This is a genomic window from Asanoa iriomotensis (genome assembly GCF_016862515.1).
GTDB lineage: Bacteria > Actinomycetota > Actinomycetes > Mycobacteriales > Micromonosporaceae > Asanoa > Asanoa iriomotensis.
This window is the reverse complement of the sequence record NZ_BONC01000005.1, coordinates 72,671-87,058: the sequence shown is the minus strand read 5'-3', so window position 1 is coordinate 87,058 and position 14,388 is coordinate 72,671. Positions and strand designations below refer to the sequence as shown.

General features: G+C 72.1%; 17 protein-coding genes. 6 read left to right on the top strand and 11 right to left on the bottom strand.

The annotated features are described in order from the left end of the window. Positions 1 to 551: 551 nt before the first annotated feature. Positions 552 to 977 (bottom strand): cytochrome c oxidase subunit 4, encoded by a 426-nt coding sequence (locus Air01nite_RS05775; RefSeq protein ID WP_203700764.1) that lies wholly within the window; start codon positions 975 to 977, stop codon positions 552 to 554. Positions 978 to 987: 10 nt separating this feature from the next. Beyond that, positions 988 to 1,911 carry an aa3-type cytochrome oxidase subunit II gene (ctaC, locus tag Air01nite_RS05770; RefSeq protein ID WP_203700762.1) on the bottom strand — a complete coding sequence of 308 codons (924 nt, stop codon included), beginning with the start codon at positions 1,909 to 1,911 and terminating at the stop codon, positions 988 to 990. A 111-nt stretch (positions 1,912 to 2,022) separates the two neighbouring features. On the opposite strand from ctaC, the gene Air01nite_RS05765 reads away from it, so the two are divergent. Continuing rightward, positions 2,023 to 3,162: a cysteine desulfurase family protein gene (locus tag Air01nite_RS05765; protein WP_203700761.1), complete on the top strand. Its 1,140-nt coding sequence runs from the start codon at positions 2,023 to 2,025 to the stop codon at positions 3,160 to 3,162. After that, the gene (locus Air01nite_RS05760) at positions 3,159 to 3,398 is read left to right on the top strand and encodes a sulfurtransferase TusA family protein (protein ID WP_203700759.1); all 240 of its coding nucleotides are present in this window, start codon (positions 3,159 to 3,161) and stop codon (positions 3,396 to 3,398) included. The genes Air01nite_RS05765 and Air01nite_RS05760 overlap by 4 nt, the downstream gene beginning before the upstream one ends. Here Air01nite_RS05760 and Air01nite_RS05755 read toward each other — a convergent pair. The 4 genes from Air01nite_RS05755 to Air01nite_RS05740 form a co-directional block, all read right to left on the bottom strand. Further along, a complete protein-coding gene (locus tag Air01nite_RS05755; RefSeq protein WP_239090516.1) occupies positions 3,395 to 3,898 on the bottom strand; it encodes a P-loop nucleotide/nucleoside kinase family protein in 504 nt (167 codons plus the stop codon). The two genes, Air01nite_RS05760 and Air01nite_RS05755, sit on opposite strands and share 4 nt — an antisense overlap. After that, a complete protein-coding gene (locus tag Air01nite_RS05750; RefSeq protein WP_203700758.1) occupies positions 3,895 to 4,872 on the bottom strand; it encodes a carbohydrate kinase family protein in 978 nt (325 codons plus the stop codon). Before Air01nite_RS05750 ends, Air01nite_RS05755 begins: the two co-directional genes overlap by 4 nt. 115 nt (positions 4,873 to 4,987) lie before the next feature. Beyond that, positions 4,988 to 5,353: an iron-sulfur cluster insertion protein ErpA gene (gene erpA, locus Air01nite_RS05745; protein ID WP_203700756.1), complete on the bottom strand. Its 366-nt coding sequence runs from the start codon at positions 5,351 to 5,353 to the stop codon at positions 4,988 to 4,990. Between the two features lie 149 nt (positions 5,354 to 5,502). Next, positions 5,503 to 6,630 carry a glycerate kinase family protein gene (locus Air01nite_RS05740; protein WP_203700755.1) on the bottom strand — a complete coding sequence of 376 codons (1,128 nt, stop codon included), beginning with the start codon at positions 6,628 to 6,630 and terminating at the stop codon, positions 5,503 to 5,505. 68 nt (positions 6,631 to 6,698) lie between these two features. Here Air01nite_RS05740 and nadA point away from each other — a divergent pair, with 68 nt between their 5' ends. The 3 genes from nadA to Air01nite_RS05725 all read left to right on the top strand — a co-directional run bounded on the left by nadA (position 6,699) and on the right by Air01nite_RS05725 (position 10,112). Then, entirely contained in the window at positions 6,699 to 7,868 is a 1,170-nt protein-coding gene (gene nadA, locus Air01nite_RS05735) for a quinolinate synthase NadA (RefSeq protein ID WP_203700754.1), read from the top strand. Between the two features lie 200 nt (positions 7,869 to 8,068). Beyond that, positions 8,069 to 9,424: a UDP-N-acetylglucosamine 1-carboxyvinyltransferase gene (murA, locus tag Air01nite_RS05730; RefSeq protein ID WP_203700753.1), complete on the top strand. Its 1,356-nt coding sequence runs from the start codon at positions 8,069 to 8,071 to the stop codon at positions 9,422 to 9,424. 100 nt (positions 9,425 to 9,524) lie between these two features. Next, a complete protein-coding gene (locus Air01nite_RS05725; protein WP_203700752.1) occupies positions 9,525 to 10,112 on the top strand; it encodes a DUF3043 domain-containing protein in 588 nt (195 codons plus the stop codon). Positions 10,113 to 10,212: 100 nt separating this feature from the next. On the opposite strand, the gene Air01nite_RS05720 is transcribed toward Air01nite_RS05725, so the two are convergent. Further along, the gene (locus tag Air01nite_RS05720; protein ID WP_203700751.1) at positions 10,213 to 10,521 is read right to left on the bottom strand and encodes an AzlD domain-containing protein; all 309 of its coding nucleotides are present in this window, start codon (positions 10,519 to 10,521) and stop codon (positions 10,213 to 10,215) included. After that, positions 10,518 to 11,162, bottom strand: coding sequence for an AzlC family ABC transporter permease (locus Air01nite_RS05715; RefSeq protein ID WP_239090515.1), 645 nt, complete (start codon positions 11,160 to 11,162; stop codon positions 10,518 to 10,520). The genes Air01nite_RS05720 and Air01nite_RS05715 overlap by 4 nt, the downstream gene beginning before the upstream one ends. Before the next feature lie 97 nt (positions 11,163 to 11,259). On the opposite strand from Air01nite_RS05715, the gene Air01nite_RS05710 reads away from it, so the two are divergent. Further along, complete coding sequence (locus tag Air01nite_RS05710; protein ID WP_203700750.1) at positions 11,260 to 11,826, top strand: helix-turn-helix domain-containing protein; 567 nt, start codon at positions 11,260 to 11,262, stop codon at positions 11,824 to 11,826. Here Air01nite_RS05710 and Air01nite_RS05705 read toward each other — a convergent pair. The 3 genes from Air01nite_RS05705 to Air01nite_RS05695 are packed head-to-tail and all read right to left on the bottom strand — an operon-like array spanning position 11,810 to position 14,356. Then, entirely contained in the window at positions 11,810 to 12,775 is a 966-nt protein-coding gene (locus Air01nite_RS05705) for an ABC transporter ATP-binding protein (protein WP_203700910.1), read from the bottom strand. The two genes, Air01nite_RS05710 and Air01nite_RS05705, sit on opposite strands and share 17 nt — an antisense overlap. Next, positions 12,775 to 13,548: an ABC transporter permease gene (locus Air01nite_RS05700; protein ID WP_203700909.1), complete on the bottom strand. Its 774-nt coding sequence runs from the start codon at positions 13,546 to 13,548 to the stop codon at positions 12,775 to 12,777. The genes Air01nite_RS05705 and Air01nite_RS05700 overlap by 1 nt, the downstream gene beginning before the upstream one ends. A 28-nt stretch (positions 13,549 to 13,576) precedes the next feature. Next, a complete protein-coding gene (locus Air01nite_RS05695) occupies positions 13,577 to 14,356 on the bottom strand; it encodes an ABC transporter permease (protein WP_203700748.1) in 780 nt (259 codons plus the stop codon). Between the last annotated feature and the right edge of the window lie 32 nt (positions 14,357 to 14,388).

The window sequence follows — 14,388 nt, the reverse complement described above, 5'->3', positions numbered from 1 at the left end:
CGCGGCCCTGACCGCAACAAACGACCTAGATCCGCCGCACACCAAGCACGCAGCGCGGATCGACCGCGTCGGCTGCGGTCCGCAACCCCGACCAAAGACGGCCGCGCTCCGCGCACCGCGCCGATCTAGGGCGTTTGTTGCGGTCAGGGCCGCAACAATCGACCTAGATCTGCCGCACGCCAAGCACGCAGCGCGGATCGACCGCGTCGATTGGAGTCCGCAACCGCGACCAACGACGGCCCCGCTCCGCGCACCGCGCGCGGATCTAGGGCATTCATTGCGGTCAGGGCCGCAACAAACGACCTAGATCTGGCGCACGCCAAGCGCGCAGCGCGGATCGACAGCGTCGGTTGCGGTCCGCAACCGCGACCAATGACGGCCGCCGTTGGCGCGGCCCACCGCGGATCTGGCAGCGGAGCGAAGCGGAGCGGTGTCCGGCGGGAGCGACGGTCCGGACCACCACGAACCTGGGCAAAAGGGTTCGTCCGATGCCGCAGGCAAAACGAAAAGGCCGACCCGGTCGGGTCGGCCTTTCGCGTCAGCGGGAAAGCTCAGTGTTCCGCCGTGCGGCGGGTGCCGCTGTAGTACTCGAAGAGCAGGCCGCAGGTGGCCAGGATGACCGCGACGATGCCGATGACCAGCAGCCAGACCTGCCAGAACACCAGGCCGAGGCCGGCGATCGTGGCGGCCAGGGCCAGGCCGAACGGCCAGTAGCTGCCCGGGCTGAAGAAGCCGATCTCGCCGGCGCCGTCGGCGATCTCACCGTCGGCGCGGTCCTCCGGGCGCGGCTCGATGCGGCGGCTGACGAACCAGAAGAACCCGCCGCACATCGCGGTGAGCAGGAAGCTCAGCGCGAGCGCGACCGTGCCGACCCAGTCGATGCCCTGGGTCTGCCCGTTGGTCCAGAACGCGTAGACGAACGTGGCGGCGAACAGGAACCCGGAGATGACGCTGAACAGTTTCCATTCGGTGCGCATGGCCGGCCTCTCAGTTGCCCGTGCCGGCGGCCGTGCCGGCCGGGTTGAAGTTCGACTCGTCCCGTCGCGTCGGGAACGGCGACGTGGTCGACGCCAGCGGGTCCTCGCCGATCGTCTGCAGCGCCTGCTGGGTCGTCTGCCCACTGAGCTTGGCGGCGATGAACTGGTCGTACTTGGCACCCGAGACCGAGCGCAGCTCGAAGTTCATCATCGAGTGGTACGTGCCGCACAGCTCGGCGCAGCGGCCGACGTACGCGCCCTCCTGGTCGATCGTGACCTCGAAGACGTTGCGCACGTTGCCGGGGAACACGTCGCGCTTGAAGAGCAGCTCCGGCACCCAGAACGAGTGGATGACGTCGCGGCTGGTCTCCTCGAAGCGGATCGTGCGGCCGGTCGGCAGCACGAGGATCGGGATGATCTCCGTGGTGCCCAGCGTCGAGGTGACGGTCTTGCCGACGCGGCCGTCCTCGGTCGGGCCGTCCTGGTAGTTGAACTGCCAGTTCCACTTGAACGCCTCGACCTCGACGGTCACCGCCGGGTTGGTCGTGGTCCTGTTCACGTCGGTCTGCACGATCGCCGTGTAGTAGAAGAGCACGGAGACGACCAGGACCGGCGCGATGGTGTAGAGGAACTCCATCGGCATGTTGAACCGGGTCTGCACCGGCAGCTTGTCGCCCCGCTTGCGGTAGCGGATGACGCACCAGAAGATCAGCGCCCAGACGAAGATGCCGACGATCAGGGCGGCGACGGTCGACCCGATCCAGAGGTCGTACATCCGCTTGGACTGCTCGGTGATGCCGTTCTGCGGCCAACCGAAGCCGTCGACCGCGCTGCCGACGTCACAACCGGAGAGCAGCAACAGCGCCGCACCGGCGACGCCGACACCGGCCAACCGGACGGCTGTCGACCGCGCTTTCGAACGCTCTGCGGACACGTTGTGGTCCTGCCCCTCTCGCACCTGCCGTCACCGACGGTCGCAGATTACTCGACCAAGGTCGTCACACCGCTCCGGGGGTCGGCGTGCCGGCGGGGATACCGTTTGATCGTGGGGGTTTCCGAGGCCTATTTCGACGCCGCGAGCGCCGCTCCGCTGCACCCGGCGGCCCGGCAGGCGCTGGCCGCGGCACTGGACGACGGCTGGGCCGACCCGGCCCGGCTCTACTCGCGCGCCCGCCGCGCCCGCCAACTGCTCGACGCGGCCCGCGGTGCGACCGCCGAGGTGCTGGGCGTACGCGCGGACGAGTTGTCGTTCACGGCCGGCGGCACGGCGGCGGCGCACGCGGCCGTGCTCGGCGGCCTGGCCGGCCGGCAACGGGTCGGCCGCCGGTTCGTGCACTCCGCGATCGAGCACTCGGCGGTGCTGCACGCCGCGGAACGGCACGTCGCGGACGGCGGCACCGCGCACGAGGTCGGCGTGGACCGGCTCGGCCGGGTCGACCTCGACGCGTTCGCCGCCGCGGTCGCCGCGGACGGCACCGCGCTGGCCGCGCTGATCAGCGCCAGCCACGAGGTCGGCACCGTGCAGCCGGTGGACGCGGCCGCCGCCGCGTGCGCGGAGCACGGCGTGCCGCTCTATGTGGACGCCGCGCAGTCGGTGGGTCGGGTGCCGCTGCCGGCGGGCTGGTCGGCGCTGACCGCGAGTGCCCACAAATGGGGTGGACCGCCAGGAGTCGGACTGCTGGTCGTGCGCAAGGGCACGCGTTTCCTGCCGCCCGGCCCCGCCGACGAGCGCACCGACCGCACGGCCGACCTGCCGGCGGTGGTGGCGGCCGCGGCGTCGTTGCGCGCGGCGGCGGCCGAGGCGGCGGCGCTCGCTTCGCGGCACCACGCGCTGGTGGAGCGGATCCGCGCCACCGTGCCCGCGACCGTGCCGGACGTCGAGGTGGTCGGCGACCCGGAGCGGCGGCTGCCGCACCTGGTCACGTTCTCGTGCCTCTACGTCGACGGCGAGGCGCTGCTGCACGCGCTGGACCGGCGCGGGTTCGCGGTCTCGTCCGGCTCGTCGTGCACGTCCTCGACGCTGACGCCGAGCCACGTGCTGGTCGCGATGGGTGTGCTCTCGCACGGCAACGTGCGGGTCTCGCTGCACCGGGACACGACCGACGCCGAGGTCGACCGGTTCCTGGCCGAGCTGCCCGGTGTCGTGGCCGACCTGCGCGCCGAGGCCGGGGTGGTGAACCTGTGACCGAGCCGGCCTGGCCGGCGAAGCCGGCGGAGGTGCTCGACTGCCTGGGCCAGCGCTGCCCGCTGCCGGTCATCGCGCTGGCCCGCCGCCTCCCGGAGCTGCCCGTGGGAGCGACGCTCCGGGTGCTCGCCGACGACCCGGCCGCGGCGACCGACATCCCGGCCTGGTGCCGGATGCGCGGCCAGCACTACCTCGGGTCGCCGGAGCCGCACTCGTTCGACGTGCGCAGGGCCTAGTCCCGGATCCAGGACAGCGTGCCCTGCAACGGGTCGCCGGGCGCCGACGAGTCGACGACCAGGCGCCGGCCGACGTACGGCTCGTACTCGGCCATCCGCAGCACGACCTGCTCCCAGTCGGGGTTGACCGGGGCGGCGGCGTGCCGGCTCTCGACCCGCCGCCGGTGCTCGGCCATGTCGGCGCACCAGACCTCGACGATCCGCAACGCGGCGCCCGTGCGCTCGCTGAGCACCGGCCAGGTGGCCCGGGCGGCCGCGACCGGGTTGACCGCGTCGACGATGACGCTCTGTCCCATGCCGAGCTGGGCCTCGGCGAGGGCCGCGACCACGCCGTACGCGGCGACGCCCGGCCGAGGCTCGACCAGCTCGTGCGCGCGCAGGACGCGGTCGATCGTGTCGACCGCGAGCACGGGCGCGGGCAGCGCCGTGCCCACCCGCGCCGCCAGGGTGCTCTTGCCGGCCCCGGGCAGGCCGGCGAAGACGACCAGCCGGGGAGTCACCCCTGCAGGTGCGGGCGGACGTCGTCGGCGGCGTCTTGCCCGTACGAGTCGCCGAGTCGCTTGAGGAAGGTGTCGACGCGCAGGTCGTACTCCTGGCCGCCGGCGCCCTCGAGGACCAGCCCGGCGAGCAGCGAGCCGATCTGCGCCGACCGCTCCAGGCCCAGGTCCCAGGACAGGCCCGCGAAGAAGCCGGCCCGGAAGCCGTCGCCGACGCCGGTCGGGTCGACCGGGCGCACGTCCTGCGCTATCGGCACGTGGATCCGCTCGATGCCCTTGCCGGTGATCTCCACACCGTTCTTGCCGAGCGTGGTGACCCGCACCTCGACCCGGTCGAGCACCTCCGCGTCGGACAGGCCGGTCTTGCTCTCCAGCAGCGACTTCTCGTAGTCGTTGGTGAGCAGGTAGGCGGCGCCGTCGATGAGCTGGATGATGTCGTCGCCGCCCATCCGGGCGAGCTGCTGCGACGGGTCGGCGGCGAACCGGTAGCCGCGCTCCCGGCATTCCTGCGAGTGGCGCACCATGCCCTGCGGGTCGTCGGCGCTGATCAGCACGAGGTCGAAGCCGCCCACCCGGTCGTTGGCCGGTGCGAGCTCGATGTTGCGGGCCTCGCTCATCGCGCCCGCGTAGAACGAGGCGATCTGGCACATGTCCTCGTCGGTGGTGCAGACGAACCGGGCCGTGTGCAGCACCTCGGAGACGTGGATGGAGTCGCAGTCGACGCCGTGCCGCTCCAACCAGGACCGGTAGTCGTCGAAGTCCGCACCGACGGCACCGACCAGCACCGGACGCAGGCCGAGCCGGGCCATCCCGAAGGCGATGTTGGCGGCCACCCCGCCGCGGCGTACGACCAGGTCGTCGATCAGGAACGAGAGCGAGACCTTGTGGAGCTGGTCGGCCAGGAGCTGGTCGGCGAACCGGCCCGGGAAGTGCATCAGGTGGTCGGTGGCGATCGAGCCGCTAACGGCGATCTTCATGTGGGCCCTCGGAGTCAGTGGACGAATGGCGCCGGGAAGCTTACCGGCCGGTCAGACACGACGAGCGGGACCGCCCGAAGAGGCGGCCCCGCTCGTGAAACGGTCGTGTCGCGGCTTAGTGGAACGAGTCGCCACACGCGCAGGAGTTCTGCGCGTTGGGGTTGTCGATCGTGAAGCCCTGTGCGTCGATGCGGTCGGCGAAGTCGATGGTCGCGCCGCTCAGGTAGGGGGCGCTCATCCGGTCGACGACGACCTCGACACCGCCGAAGTCGTTGACGATGTCACCGTCGAGCGAACGCTCGTCGAAGAAGAGCTGGTAGCGCAGGCCGGAGCAGCCACCGGGCTGCACGGCCACGCGGAGCCGCAGGTCGTCGCGGCCTTCCTGCTCGATCAGGGCCTTCACCTTCACCGCGGCGACATCGGTGAGGACGACGGTGGTAGCCGCGGTCTCTGCCGACCCGGTCTGCGCTGAAGTGGTCACGTGGGATCTCCCTGCTCGCTGCGATCGCCGGCCCCTCGGACCAACGTTGTCCCTCGGGGCAACGCTAGCCCGTCAGCCGGGCATTCCCCATCATGGTCGCGGCTCAAATCTTACCCCCGCCGCCATTTCGGGGCCCGGTGAGGCGAATGTCACTGCCGGGACCACTGGCCGGCGAGCCGTGAGGCGAGTTCGCGCAGGCCATCGGCCGGACGCTCCATCGCCTCCGCCTCGCTGCCGAAGTGGTCCACCAGGCTGTAGGTCTCGGTCACGCCCGCGTTGGCGGCCTCGCGGCGGCCGGTGCTGACCCGGCCGGCCAGCACCACGCAGGGCACGCCGCGGTCGCGCGCTCCCCCGGCCACGCCCGCGACCACCTTGCCGCGCAGCGACTGGTGGTCGAACGAGCCCTCGCCGGTGATCACCAAGTCGGCGGCGTCGAGGGCCGATTCCAGCCCGATCATCCGGGTAACCAGCCCGATGCCCGATTCGCAGCGCCCGCCGAGCGCGAGGACGGCCGCGCCGAGACCACCGGCGGCACCCGCGCCCGGGAGGGTCGCCACGTCCGGCGGGCAGGACGGCAAATCCTTCACGAGTACGCCGGCGAACCGCTCGAGCGCGGCGTCGAGCAGCAGCACGTCGGCGCGGTCGGCGCCCTTCTGCGGGCCGTAGACGCTGGACGCGCCGTGCAGGCCGGTCAGCGGGTTGTCGACGTCGGTGGCCGCGACCAGCGTGGCGCCGCGGGTCATCGGGACGCCGCCGAGCCCGGCCGCGTGTGCCAGCGCGGCACCGCCGTAGGGCAGCGCGGCGCCGTGCTCGTCGAGCGGCGCGGCACCCAGGGCGGCCAGCATCCCCGCGCCCGCGTCGTTGGTCGCCGAGCCGCCGAGGCCGATCACCACGGTGCGGGCGCCGGCCTCGACCGCGGCTAGCACCAGCAGGCCCAGCCCGTACGAGGTGGTCGCCTTGGGGTTCCGTTCGTCCGGGGACAGCAGGTGCAGGCCGCAGGCCTGCGCGCTCTCCACGTACGCCGTGGTCCGGTCGGGGGTGAGCAGCACCTCGGCGTCGACCGGACGGCCGAGCGGGTCGGTGGTGCGCACCGGCATCCGCTGCCCGCCGACCGGCGCGGCGAGCACCTCGACGAAGCCCGGACCGCCGTCCGAGAGCGGGCGGAGGCTCAGCTCGTCGCCGGGCGCCCGCTCCCGCCAGCCCTCGGCGACCGCGTCCGCGACCGCGGGTGCGGACAGCGTGCCGGCGAACTTGTCAGGGCAGACCAGAATCCGCATAGCGGCAGTGTGACAGCCCACAGGTGCCGAGCCGGTGGGGTGGGGCGCCCGGGTGGGAAGATTGACCGGTGACGTCGACCTGGACCGAACCCGCCAACACGGCGACCGCCCTGCTGCTGCTGGGGCGGGGCGCCGACCCGTCGTCGGAGAAGGGTGTCGACTGCCCGGGCGAGCTGCCCGCGCCGAGCGACCCCGATCTCGTGGCCCGTGCCGCCGCCGCCAAGGCGAAGCTCGGGTCCAAGGTGTTCGTGCTCGGCCATCACTACCAGCGCGACGAGGTCATCCAGTTCGCCGACGTGACCGGCGACTCGTTCAAGCTGGCCCGCGAGGCGGCCGCCCGCCCCGACGCCGAATACATCGTGTTCTGCGGCGTGCACTTCATGGCCGAGTCCGCCGACATCCTCACCACCGACGCGCAGAAGGTCGTGCTCCCCGACCTCGCCGCCGGCTGCTCGATGGCCGACATGGCCCAGCTCCAGCAGGTCGAGGCGGCCTGGGAGGCGCTCACCGACGCGGGCGTGGCGCAGTCGACGGTCCCGGTGACCTACATGAACTCGTCGGCCGACATCAAGGGCTTCGTCGGGCGCAACGGTGGCGTCGTGTGCACCTCGTCCAACGCCAAGCGGGCGCTGACCTGGGCGTTCGAGCGCGGCCAGCGGGTGCTCTTCCTGCCCGACCAGCACCTGGGCCGCAACACGGCCGTGCTGGAGATGGGCTTCGACGCCGACGACTGCGTGCTCTACGACCCGCACAAGCCCAACGGCGGGCTGACCCAGCAGCAGCTCGGCGAGGCCAAGATGGTCCTCTGGCGCGGGCACTGCTCGGTGCACGGCCGGTTCACCAAGTCCTCCGTCGACGAGGTGCGGATGCGGGTGCCGGGCGTCAACGTGCTCGTCCACCCCGAGTGCCGCTACGACGTCGTGACGTCGGCCGACTACGTCGGTTCGACCGAATACATCATCAAGACCATCGAGAACGCGCCTGCCGGTTCGGCGTGGGCCGTCGGCACCGAGCTCAACCTCGTCCGCCGGCTCGCCCTGGCGCACCCCGACAAGCAGGTCATGTTCCTCGACCGCTCGGTCTGCTACTGCTCGACGATGAACCGGATCGATCTGCCGCACCTCGTGTGGGCGCTCGAGGAGCTGGCCGAGGGTCGCCTCGTGAACCAGATCACGGTCGATCCGAAGACGGCGGCCGAGGCCCGGTCCGCGTTGGACCAGATGCTCGCCCTGCCGTGACCTCGCGGCGGTGACTGATCGTGGCGTCCGGCATTACCGGGCGCCACAGTCGTCCTGATTTCGTGCCAGAGAGACCGGTGTGTGTGGCCCCGCGCCCATCACCGAGCGCTATGCTGCCCGGGCGCCACTCCCGATCAACCCGCGATCCCGCAACCGGGTTACGGCCCGATGCCGGATCGCTGCCCGCCCCGGAGGTTGCCTTGCCCGATGACGTCCTGGTCGTACACGGCGGCACGCCACTGCACGGTCAGATCCGGGTACGCGGAGCCAAGAACCTCGTCTCCAAGGCGATGGTCGCGGCACTGCTCGGTGACGAACCCAGCCGGCTGTTCGACGTGCCCCGGATCCGCGACGTCGAGGTGGTCCGCGGCCTGCTCGGCCTGCACGGCGTCAAGGTGACCGACGGGGCCGAGGACGGCGAGCTGATCCTCGACCCGGCCAACGTCGAGCGGGCGTCGACCGACGAGATCAACGTGCACGCGGGCTCCAGCCGGATCCCGATCCTGCTCTGCGGTCCGCTGCTGCACCGGCTCGGCCACGCGTTCATCCCCGACCTGGGCGGCTGCCACATCGGCCCGCGCCCGATCGACTTCCACATCCAGGCGCTGCGCGAGTTCGGCGCGGTGGTCGACAAGACCCCCGAGGGCATGCACCTGACGGCGCCCGCGGGCCTGCACGGCACCAAGTTCGAGCTGCCGTACCCGAGCGTCGGCGCGACCGAGCAGGTGCTGCTGACGGCGGTGCTGGCCAACGGCGTGACCGAGCTGCGCAACGCGGCGGTCGAGCCGGAGATCATCGACCTCATCTGCGTGCTGCAGAAGATGGGCGCGATCATCACCGTCCACACCGACCGGGTGATCGAGATCGAGGGCGTGCCGCGGCTCGGCGGCTACACCCACCGGCCGATCCCCGACCGGATCGAGGCGGCCTCCTGGGCGGCGGCGGCGCTGGCCACCCGCGGTGAGATCGAGGTGCTGGGCGCACAGCAGGTCGACATGATGACGTTCCTCAACGTCTTCCGCTCGATCGGCGGCGAATACAAGGTGACCGACACCCAGCCGCCGCGCGCCGGTTCGCTGGGCGTCGAGGGCGGCATCCGGTTCTGGCACCCGGGCGGCGAGCTGCGCGCGGTGGCGCTGGAGACCGACGTGCACCCGGGCTTCATGACCGACTGGCAGCAGCCGCTGGTGGTCGCGCTGACCCAGGCCCGCGGCCTGTCGATCGTCCACGAGACCGTCTACGAGCAGCGGCTCGGCTACACCGAGGCGCTCAACACGATGGGCGCGACGATCCAGGTCTACCGGGACTGCCTGGGCGGCACGCCGTGCCGGTTCGGGCGCCGCAACTTCAAGCACTCCGCGGTGATCGCCGGCCCGTCCAAGCTGCACGCGGCCGACCTGGTGATCCCCGACCTGCGGGCCGGGTTCAGCCACCTGATCGCCGCGCTGGCCGCCGAGGGCACCTCGCGGGTCTACGGCGTCGACCTGATCAATCGTGGTTACGAGGACTTCGAGAGCAAGCTCTCCGCGCTGGGCGCGCACGTCGAGCGCCCCTGAGCACATCGAGCCGAGGCGAGTCGATCTTGGGGTCGGCTCGTCTCGCCGTGTCCGGGCCAGTTAACCTCGTGGTAAGCGTCGCGCCGCAGAAGGGCTTCCCGTGCAGTCGCTGTTTCGTCGCAAGTCCAACGATGTGGTCGAGGAGCCTGAGGCTCCCGAGACGACCGAGGCTGCCCGCCCCAGGGGCTACACCCCGGGCAAGGGCAAGGAGACCCCGAAGCGTCCCGGCGCGTCCCGCCAGCCGGCCGGCACCGCCAAGGCGCTGAGCAAGGAGGAGGCCCGGGAGCGCAAGCGCCAGCTGCGCCAGGAGGCCGCCGCCGAGTACCGCCGCGAGGGCGGCCCGCGCGACCGGGGTCCGGAGCGTGAGCTGGCCCGCAACGTGGTCGACTCCCGCCGCACCGCCGGCACCTTCTTCTTCGGCGGCGCGATCATCGTGCTGGTCGGCTCCAACGGCGCCATGCCCGACCTGATCCGCACGGTCGCCACCTCGCTCTGGGGCGTCCTGCTGCTGGCCGTGGTCGTCGACGCCGTGCTGATCTCGCGCAAGATCAAGCGCCTGGTCAAGGAGCGTTACCCCAAGAGCGAGCAGCGGATGGGCTCGCTCTACATGTACGCGATCATGCGCTCGCTCACGTTCCGCCGCATGCGCGTCCCCCACCCCGCGGTCAAGATCGGCGAGAAAATCTAACGCCCACAGCGCAAGCAACGGTCCGTTGTTAACGGTTTCCGCATAGGAACGGTCCGTTCTCAACACTCCGCCCCCAGTGGTGTTAAGAACGGACCGTTGCTTACTCCAGGCCGGCCAGGCGGAGCAGGGCGGCAGTGGCTGCCGCCGCGACGACCACCACGACGAACGGGGCGCGGCGCCAGGCCAGGAGGGCGCCGACCGCGACGCCGGCCGGGCGGGAGATGCCGGCGAAGACGCCCGCGTCCCAGAACGTGGCCGTGGCCGCCAGGGCCGCGAGCAACGCGGCCGCGGCCATCGGGAGCAGCGCCTGGACCCGGGTCGGGAGGGCGACCCGCTCGCGCAGGACGACGCCGGCCAGGCGGAACGCGTAGGTGCCGATGGCCAGGCCGACGATCACCGCGAGGATCATGACGAGGCCGCCTTCCGGGGGCGGGCCAGCAGCGCCAGCAGGCCGGTGAGTGCCAGCAGGACCGGCAGGCCGGCGGGCAGGAACGGGGTGGTGAGGACCGCGACCAGCGCGCCGGTCAGGGCCACGAGTCGGGTGGTCGGGTCCTTGAGGGTGGGCAGCAGCAGGGCGAACAGGCCGGCCGGGAAGGCGGCGTCGAGGCCCAGCCGGTCGGGGTCGCCCGCGTTGCCGAGCAGCACGCCGAGGACGGCGCCGACGTTCCACACGACGAACAGCGTGCAGCCGGTGGCCCAGTAGGCGCGGCGGCGGCGTTCCAGGTCCGGCTGCGCCAGCGCGAACGCGACCGACTCGTCGATCAGCAGGTGCGCGCCGATCAGCCGCTGCCAGCGGCGGGTGCCCATCACGTCGCCGATCGCCAGGCCGAACGGCAGGTGGCGGGCGTTGAGCAGCAGGCCGGCGAAGATCGCGGCGAACGGGTTGCCCGCGGCGATCAGGCCGACCGCGAGGAACTGGGATCCGCCGGCGAACACGACCAGCGACATCAGCACGATGAGCCCGGCCGGGATGCCGGCGGCGACGGCGATGGCCCCGAACGAGATGCTCACCGCGAAGACCGCGAGCCCGAGCGCACCGACGTCGCGCACCAGGGAACGATCGCTCAGGATGGACCGCGCGGCGACAATCACGGCTACCGATCGTGCCGGGCGCTGCTAGCGTTCGTCAAGTCGAACACTTAGACCGATGGAGCGAACAGTGCCCGAGCCGACCATCGCCGCCACCATCGCCGCCGCGCTGCGCCACGAGCGTGAGCGGGCCGGGCTGTCGCTGACCGAGCTGGCCCGGCGGGCCGGCGTCGCGAAGTCGACGCTCTCCCAGCTCGAGAACGGCGTCGGCAACCCGAGCGTGGAGACCCTCTGGTCGCTCGGCGTCGCCCTCGACGTGCCGTTCAGCGCGCTGGTCGAGCCGCCCACGCCGCCGCTGCGGGTGATCCGGGCCGGCGAGGGCCCGCGGATCAGCTCGGACCAGCTCGACTACACGGGCACGCTGGTCGCCGCCGGCCCCCGGTCGGTGCGGCGGGACATCTACGTGCTGACCATCGAGCCGGGCGCGATCCGGCGCGCCGAGGCGCACACGCCGCGCAGCGTCGAGCACATCGTGGTCGGCCGGGGCCGGTTGCGGGTGGGGCCGGCCGGCGGGACCGTCGACCTCGACCCCGGCGACTACGCGACCTTCGCCGGCGACGTGCCGCACAGCTACGAGGCGCTGGAGCCGCAGACCTTCGCGGTGCTCGTCATGGAGCATCCGTGACGGGCGCGCCGGTGTAGAGCCGGGCCACCACGTCCTCGATGTCCGGCTCCACGATGGACAAGTCGCGGAACGCCAGCCCGGCCAGGCGGGCCAGCAGCTCGCCGGCGGTCGCACCGGTCAGGTCATATTCGAGGCGCAGTGGGCCGGCCGTGACCAGCGTCGCGCCCGGCACCTCGGGCGGCGCGGCGAGCGGCTCCTCCAGCTCGACCACCACCCGGCGGCGCGAGCCGTAGCGGGCGTGCAGCGCCTCGATCGTGCCGTCGTGCACCACCCGGCCGTGGTCGATGACCAGCAGCCGGCGGCAGAGCTTCTCGATGTCGGCCAGGTCGTGGGTGGTGAGCATGAGCGTCACGTCGCCGCCGGCGCCCAGTTCGGCCAGGAACCCGCGGACCGCCTGCTTGCTGACCACGTCGAGGCCGATCGTCGGCTCGTCGAGGAAGAGCACCTCGGGGCCGTGCAGCAGCGCCGCGGTCAGCTCGCCGCGCATCCGCTGGCCCAGCGAGAGCTGCCGCACCGGGATGTCGAGGAACTCGTCGAGGTCGAGCAGCGAGCGGCAGCGGCGCAGCCGGGCGGCGTGCTCGGCGGCCGGCACGCGGTAGATGTGCCGCAGCAGGTCGTACGAGTCGCGCAACGGCAGGTCCCACCAGAGCTGGGTGCGCTGGCCGAAGACGACCCCGATCCGCCGGGCGAGCCGGGTGCGCTGGCGCACCGGCGAGAGCCCGCAGACGCTGACCTCTCCCCCGCTGGGCGTCAGCACCCCGGTGAGCATCTTCAGCGTGGTCGACTTCCCGGCGCCGTTGGGGCCGATGTAGCCGACCATCTCGCCGCGCGCGATCGCGAGGTCGACGCCGTCGACGGCGGCCACCGTGCGCCGCGCGCGGCGCAGCCGGCCCTGCCTGACCCGGACCGTGAACTCCTTGCGCAGCTCCCGCGCCGCGATGACCGTCATCATGACCCCGTGCTCGTGTAGTGCCGCAACCCCTGGCGCCAGATCAGCGCGGCGACGGCGGCGGCCGGCAGGGCGACCGCGGGCGCCAGCCAACCCACCCAGCCGGGCAGACCGATCGGGTCGGCCTTGCCGAGCAGCGCCAGGGCCGGGTAGTAGGAGACGAAGGCGAAGCCCAGCGCGTACGCGAACGCGTTCCGAAACCATCCACTGTAGACGCTGATCGGATAGCTGGTGAAGTCGCGGCCGCCGTAGGTGAAGGCGTTGCCGAACTCGCCGGACTCCGTCCACCAGAAGGCCACCGAGGCCGTCACCACGAAGACCGCGCCGAAGAACACGACGGCGGCGGCCGGTGCCACGACCGCGAGCAGCGCCCGGCCGGGCGTCCAGGCGATGCCCGCGGCGGCCAGCGCGACCGCGTAGACCGCGGTGCCGAAGGCGGCCCGGGACAACTTGTGCAGCGGCAGGTCCAGCAGGACGAGTTGCGGCAGGGCGCGCAGCGGGCGCACGAGCACCGCGTCGAAGCGGCCGGTCCGCACGTACAGGCTGATCCGCTCGATGTTGCCGACCAGCATGTCGGCGGTGGCGAACGCACAGGCGGTCAGGCCGGTGACCACCAGTGCCTCGCGCAGGTCGAGGCCGCCGAGCACGCGGGTGACGCCGAAGAGCACGAACACGGTGAACACGTCGAGGGCCGTGGCACCGACGTTGGAGACCAGGTCGATGCCGAAGGACAGCCGGTACGCGGTCTGGCTGCGGGCCTGGCCGCGCAGCATGGCCCAGTACGCGCGCAGGGCGCCGGGCTCAGCCACCCTGCACCACCAACCGGCGCTCCGCCGACCGTTGCACCAGGTGGCACAGCACCAGGATCGCCACCACCCAGACGGCCTGCAGGACCACCAGCCAGAGCTGGCGCGGGGTCGGATCGACCTCGACCAGCACGTCCAGCGGCGTCTGGAAGAGGCTGGGCAGCGGGGTGAGCAGCCAGAGCGGCACGGCGACCCAGTCGGGCAGGAACCGCAACGGGAAGTAGAGCCCGGCCAGCACGCCGGAACCCAGGGCCCAGAGGACCATCGGGCCGCGGACGTCGAGCAGCCAGTAGCCCGTCGCGTTGACCAGGAAGCGGCAACCGAAGCAGAGCACCGTGGCCAGGACGACCGAGACGACGAACAGCGGAACGGTCGACCAGCGGTGCGGCACGTAGAACGGGAAGAACAGCGGGCCGACGAGTACGGGCGGCACCAGCCGGGTGAGCGCCGCGTGGCCGGCCCGGCCGAGGTCGGTGGCCAGGTAGCGGGTCACCGGGTGGACCGGGCGCAGCAGGTCGGCGACGACGTCGCCGGTGCGGATCCGGTCGGCGAGCTCGGTCCAGCCCCAAAGCAGGACCACCGCCAACAGACCCTGCCCGAACCATACGAACGTGGCGAGCCGGGCGGCGTCGTAGCCGCCGACGGTCGCGGTGCCCGCGCCGGCCGCGACGGCCAGCAGGACGTAGCAGCGGAGGAAGCCGAAGACGGTGTTGGTGAACGCGCCCGCGACGGTGGCCTGCCGATAGGTCGAGTATCGGCGGAATCCAGCGCCCATTAACGCCGTGAATGTCCTGGTATCTGCGACGA

What these genes read in the sequence shown, in the direction of transcription:
- Air01nite_RS05775 (WP_203700764.1), bottom strand. Translation starts at nt 977, where the DNA reads ATGCGCACCGAATGGAAACTGTTCAGCGTCATCTCCGGGTTCCTGTTC.
- Air01nite_RS05750 (WP_203700758.1), bottom strand. Translation starts at nt 4,872, where the DNA reads ATGAAGATCGCCGTTAGCGGCTCGATCGCCACCGACCACCTGATGCAC.
- Air01nite_RS05740 (WP_203700755.1), bottom strand. Translation starts at nt 6,630, where the DNA reads ATGCGGATTCTGGTCTGCCCTGACAAGTTCGCCGGCACGCTGTCCGCA.
- Air01nite_RS05720 (WP_203700751.1), bottom strand. Translation starts at nt 10,521, where the DNA reads ATGATCCTCGCGGTGATCGTCGGCCTGGCCATCGGCACCTACGCGTTC.
- Air01nite_RS05710 (WP_203700750.1), top strand. Translation starts at nt 11,260, where the DNA reads ATGGAGCGAACAGTGCCCGAGCCGACCATCGCCGCCACCATCGCCGCC.
- Air01nite_RS05705 (WP_203700910.1), bottom strand. Translation starts at nt 12,775, where the DNA reads ATGACGGTCATCGCGGCGCGGGAGCTGCGCAAGGAGTTCACGGTCCGG.
- Air01nite_RS05700 (WP_203700909.1), bottom strand. Translation starts at nt 13,548, where the DNA reads ATGCTGCGCGGCCAGGCCCGCAGCCAGACCGCGTACCGGCTGTCCTTC.
- Air01nite_RS05695 (WP_203700748.1), bottom strand. Translation starts at nt 14,356, where the DNA reads ATGGGCGCTGGATTCCGCCGATACTCGACCTATCGGCAGGCCACCGTC.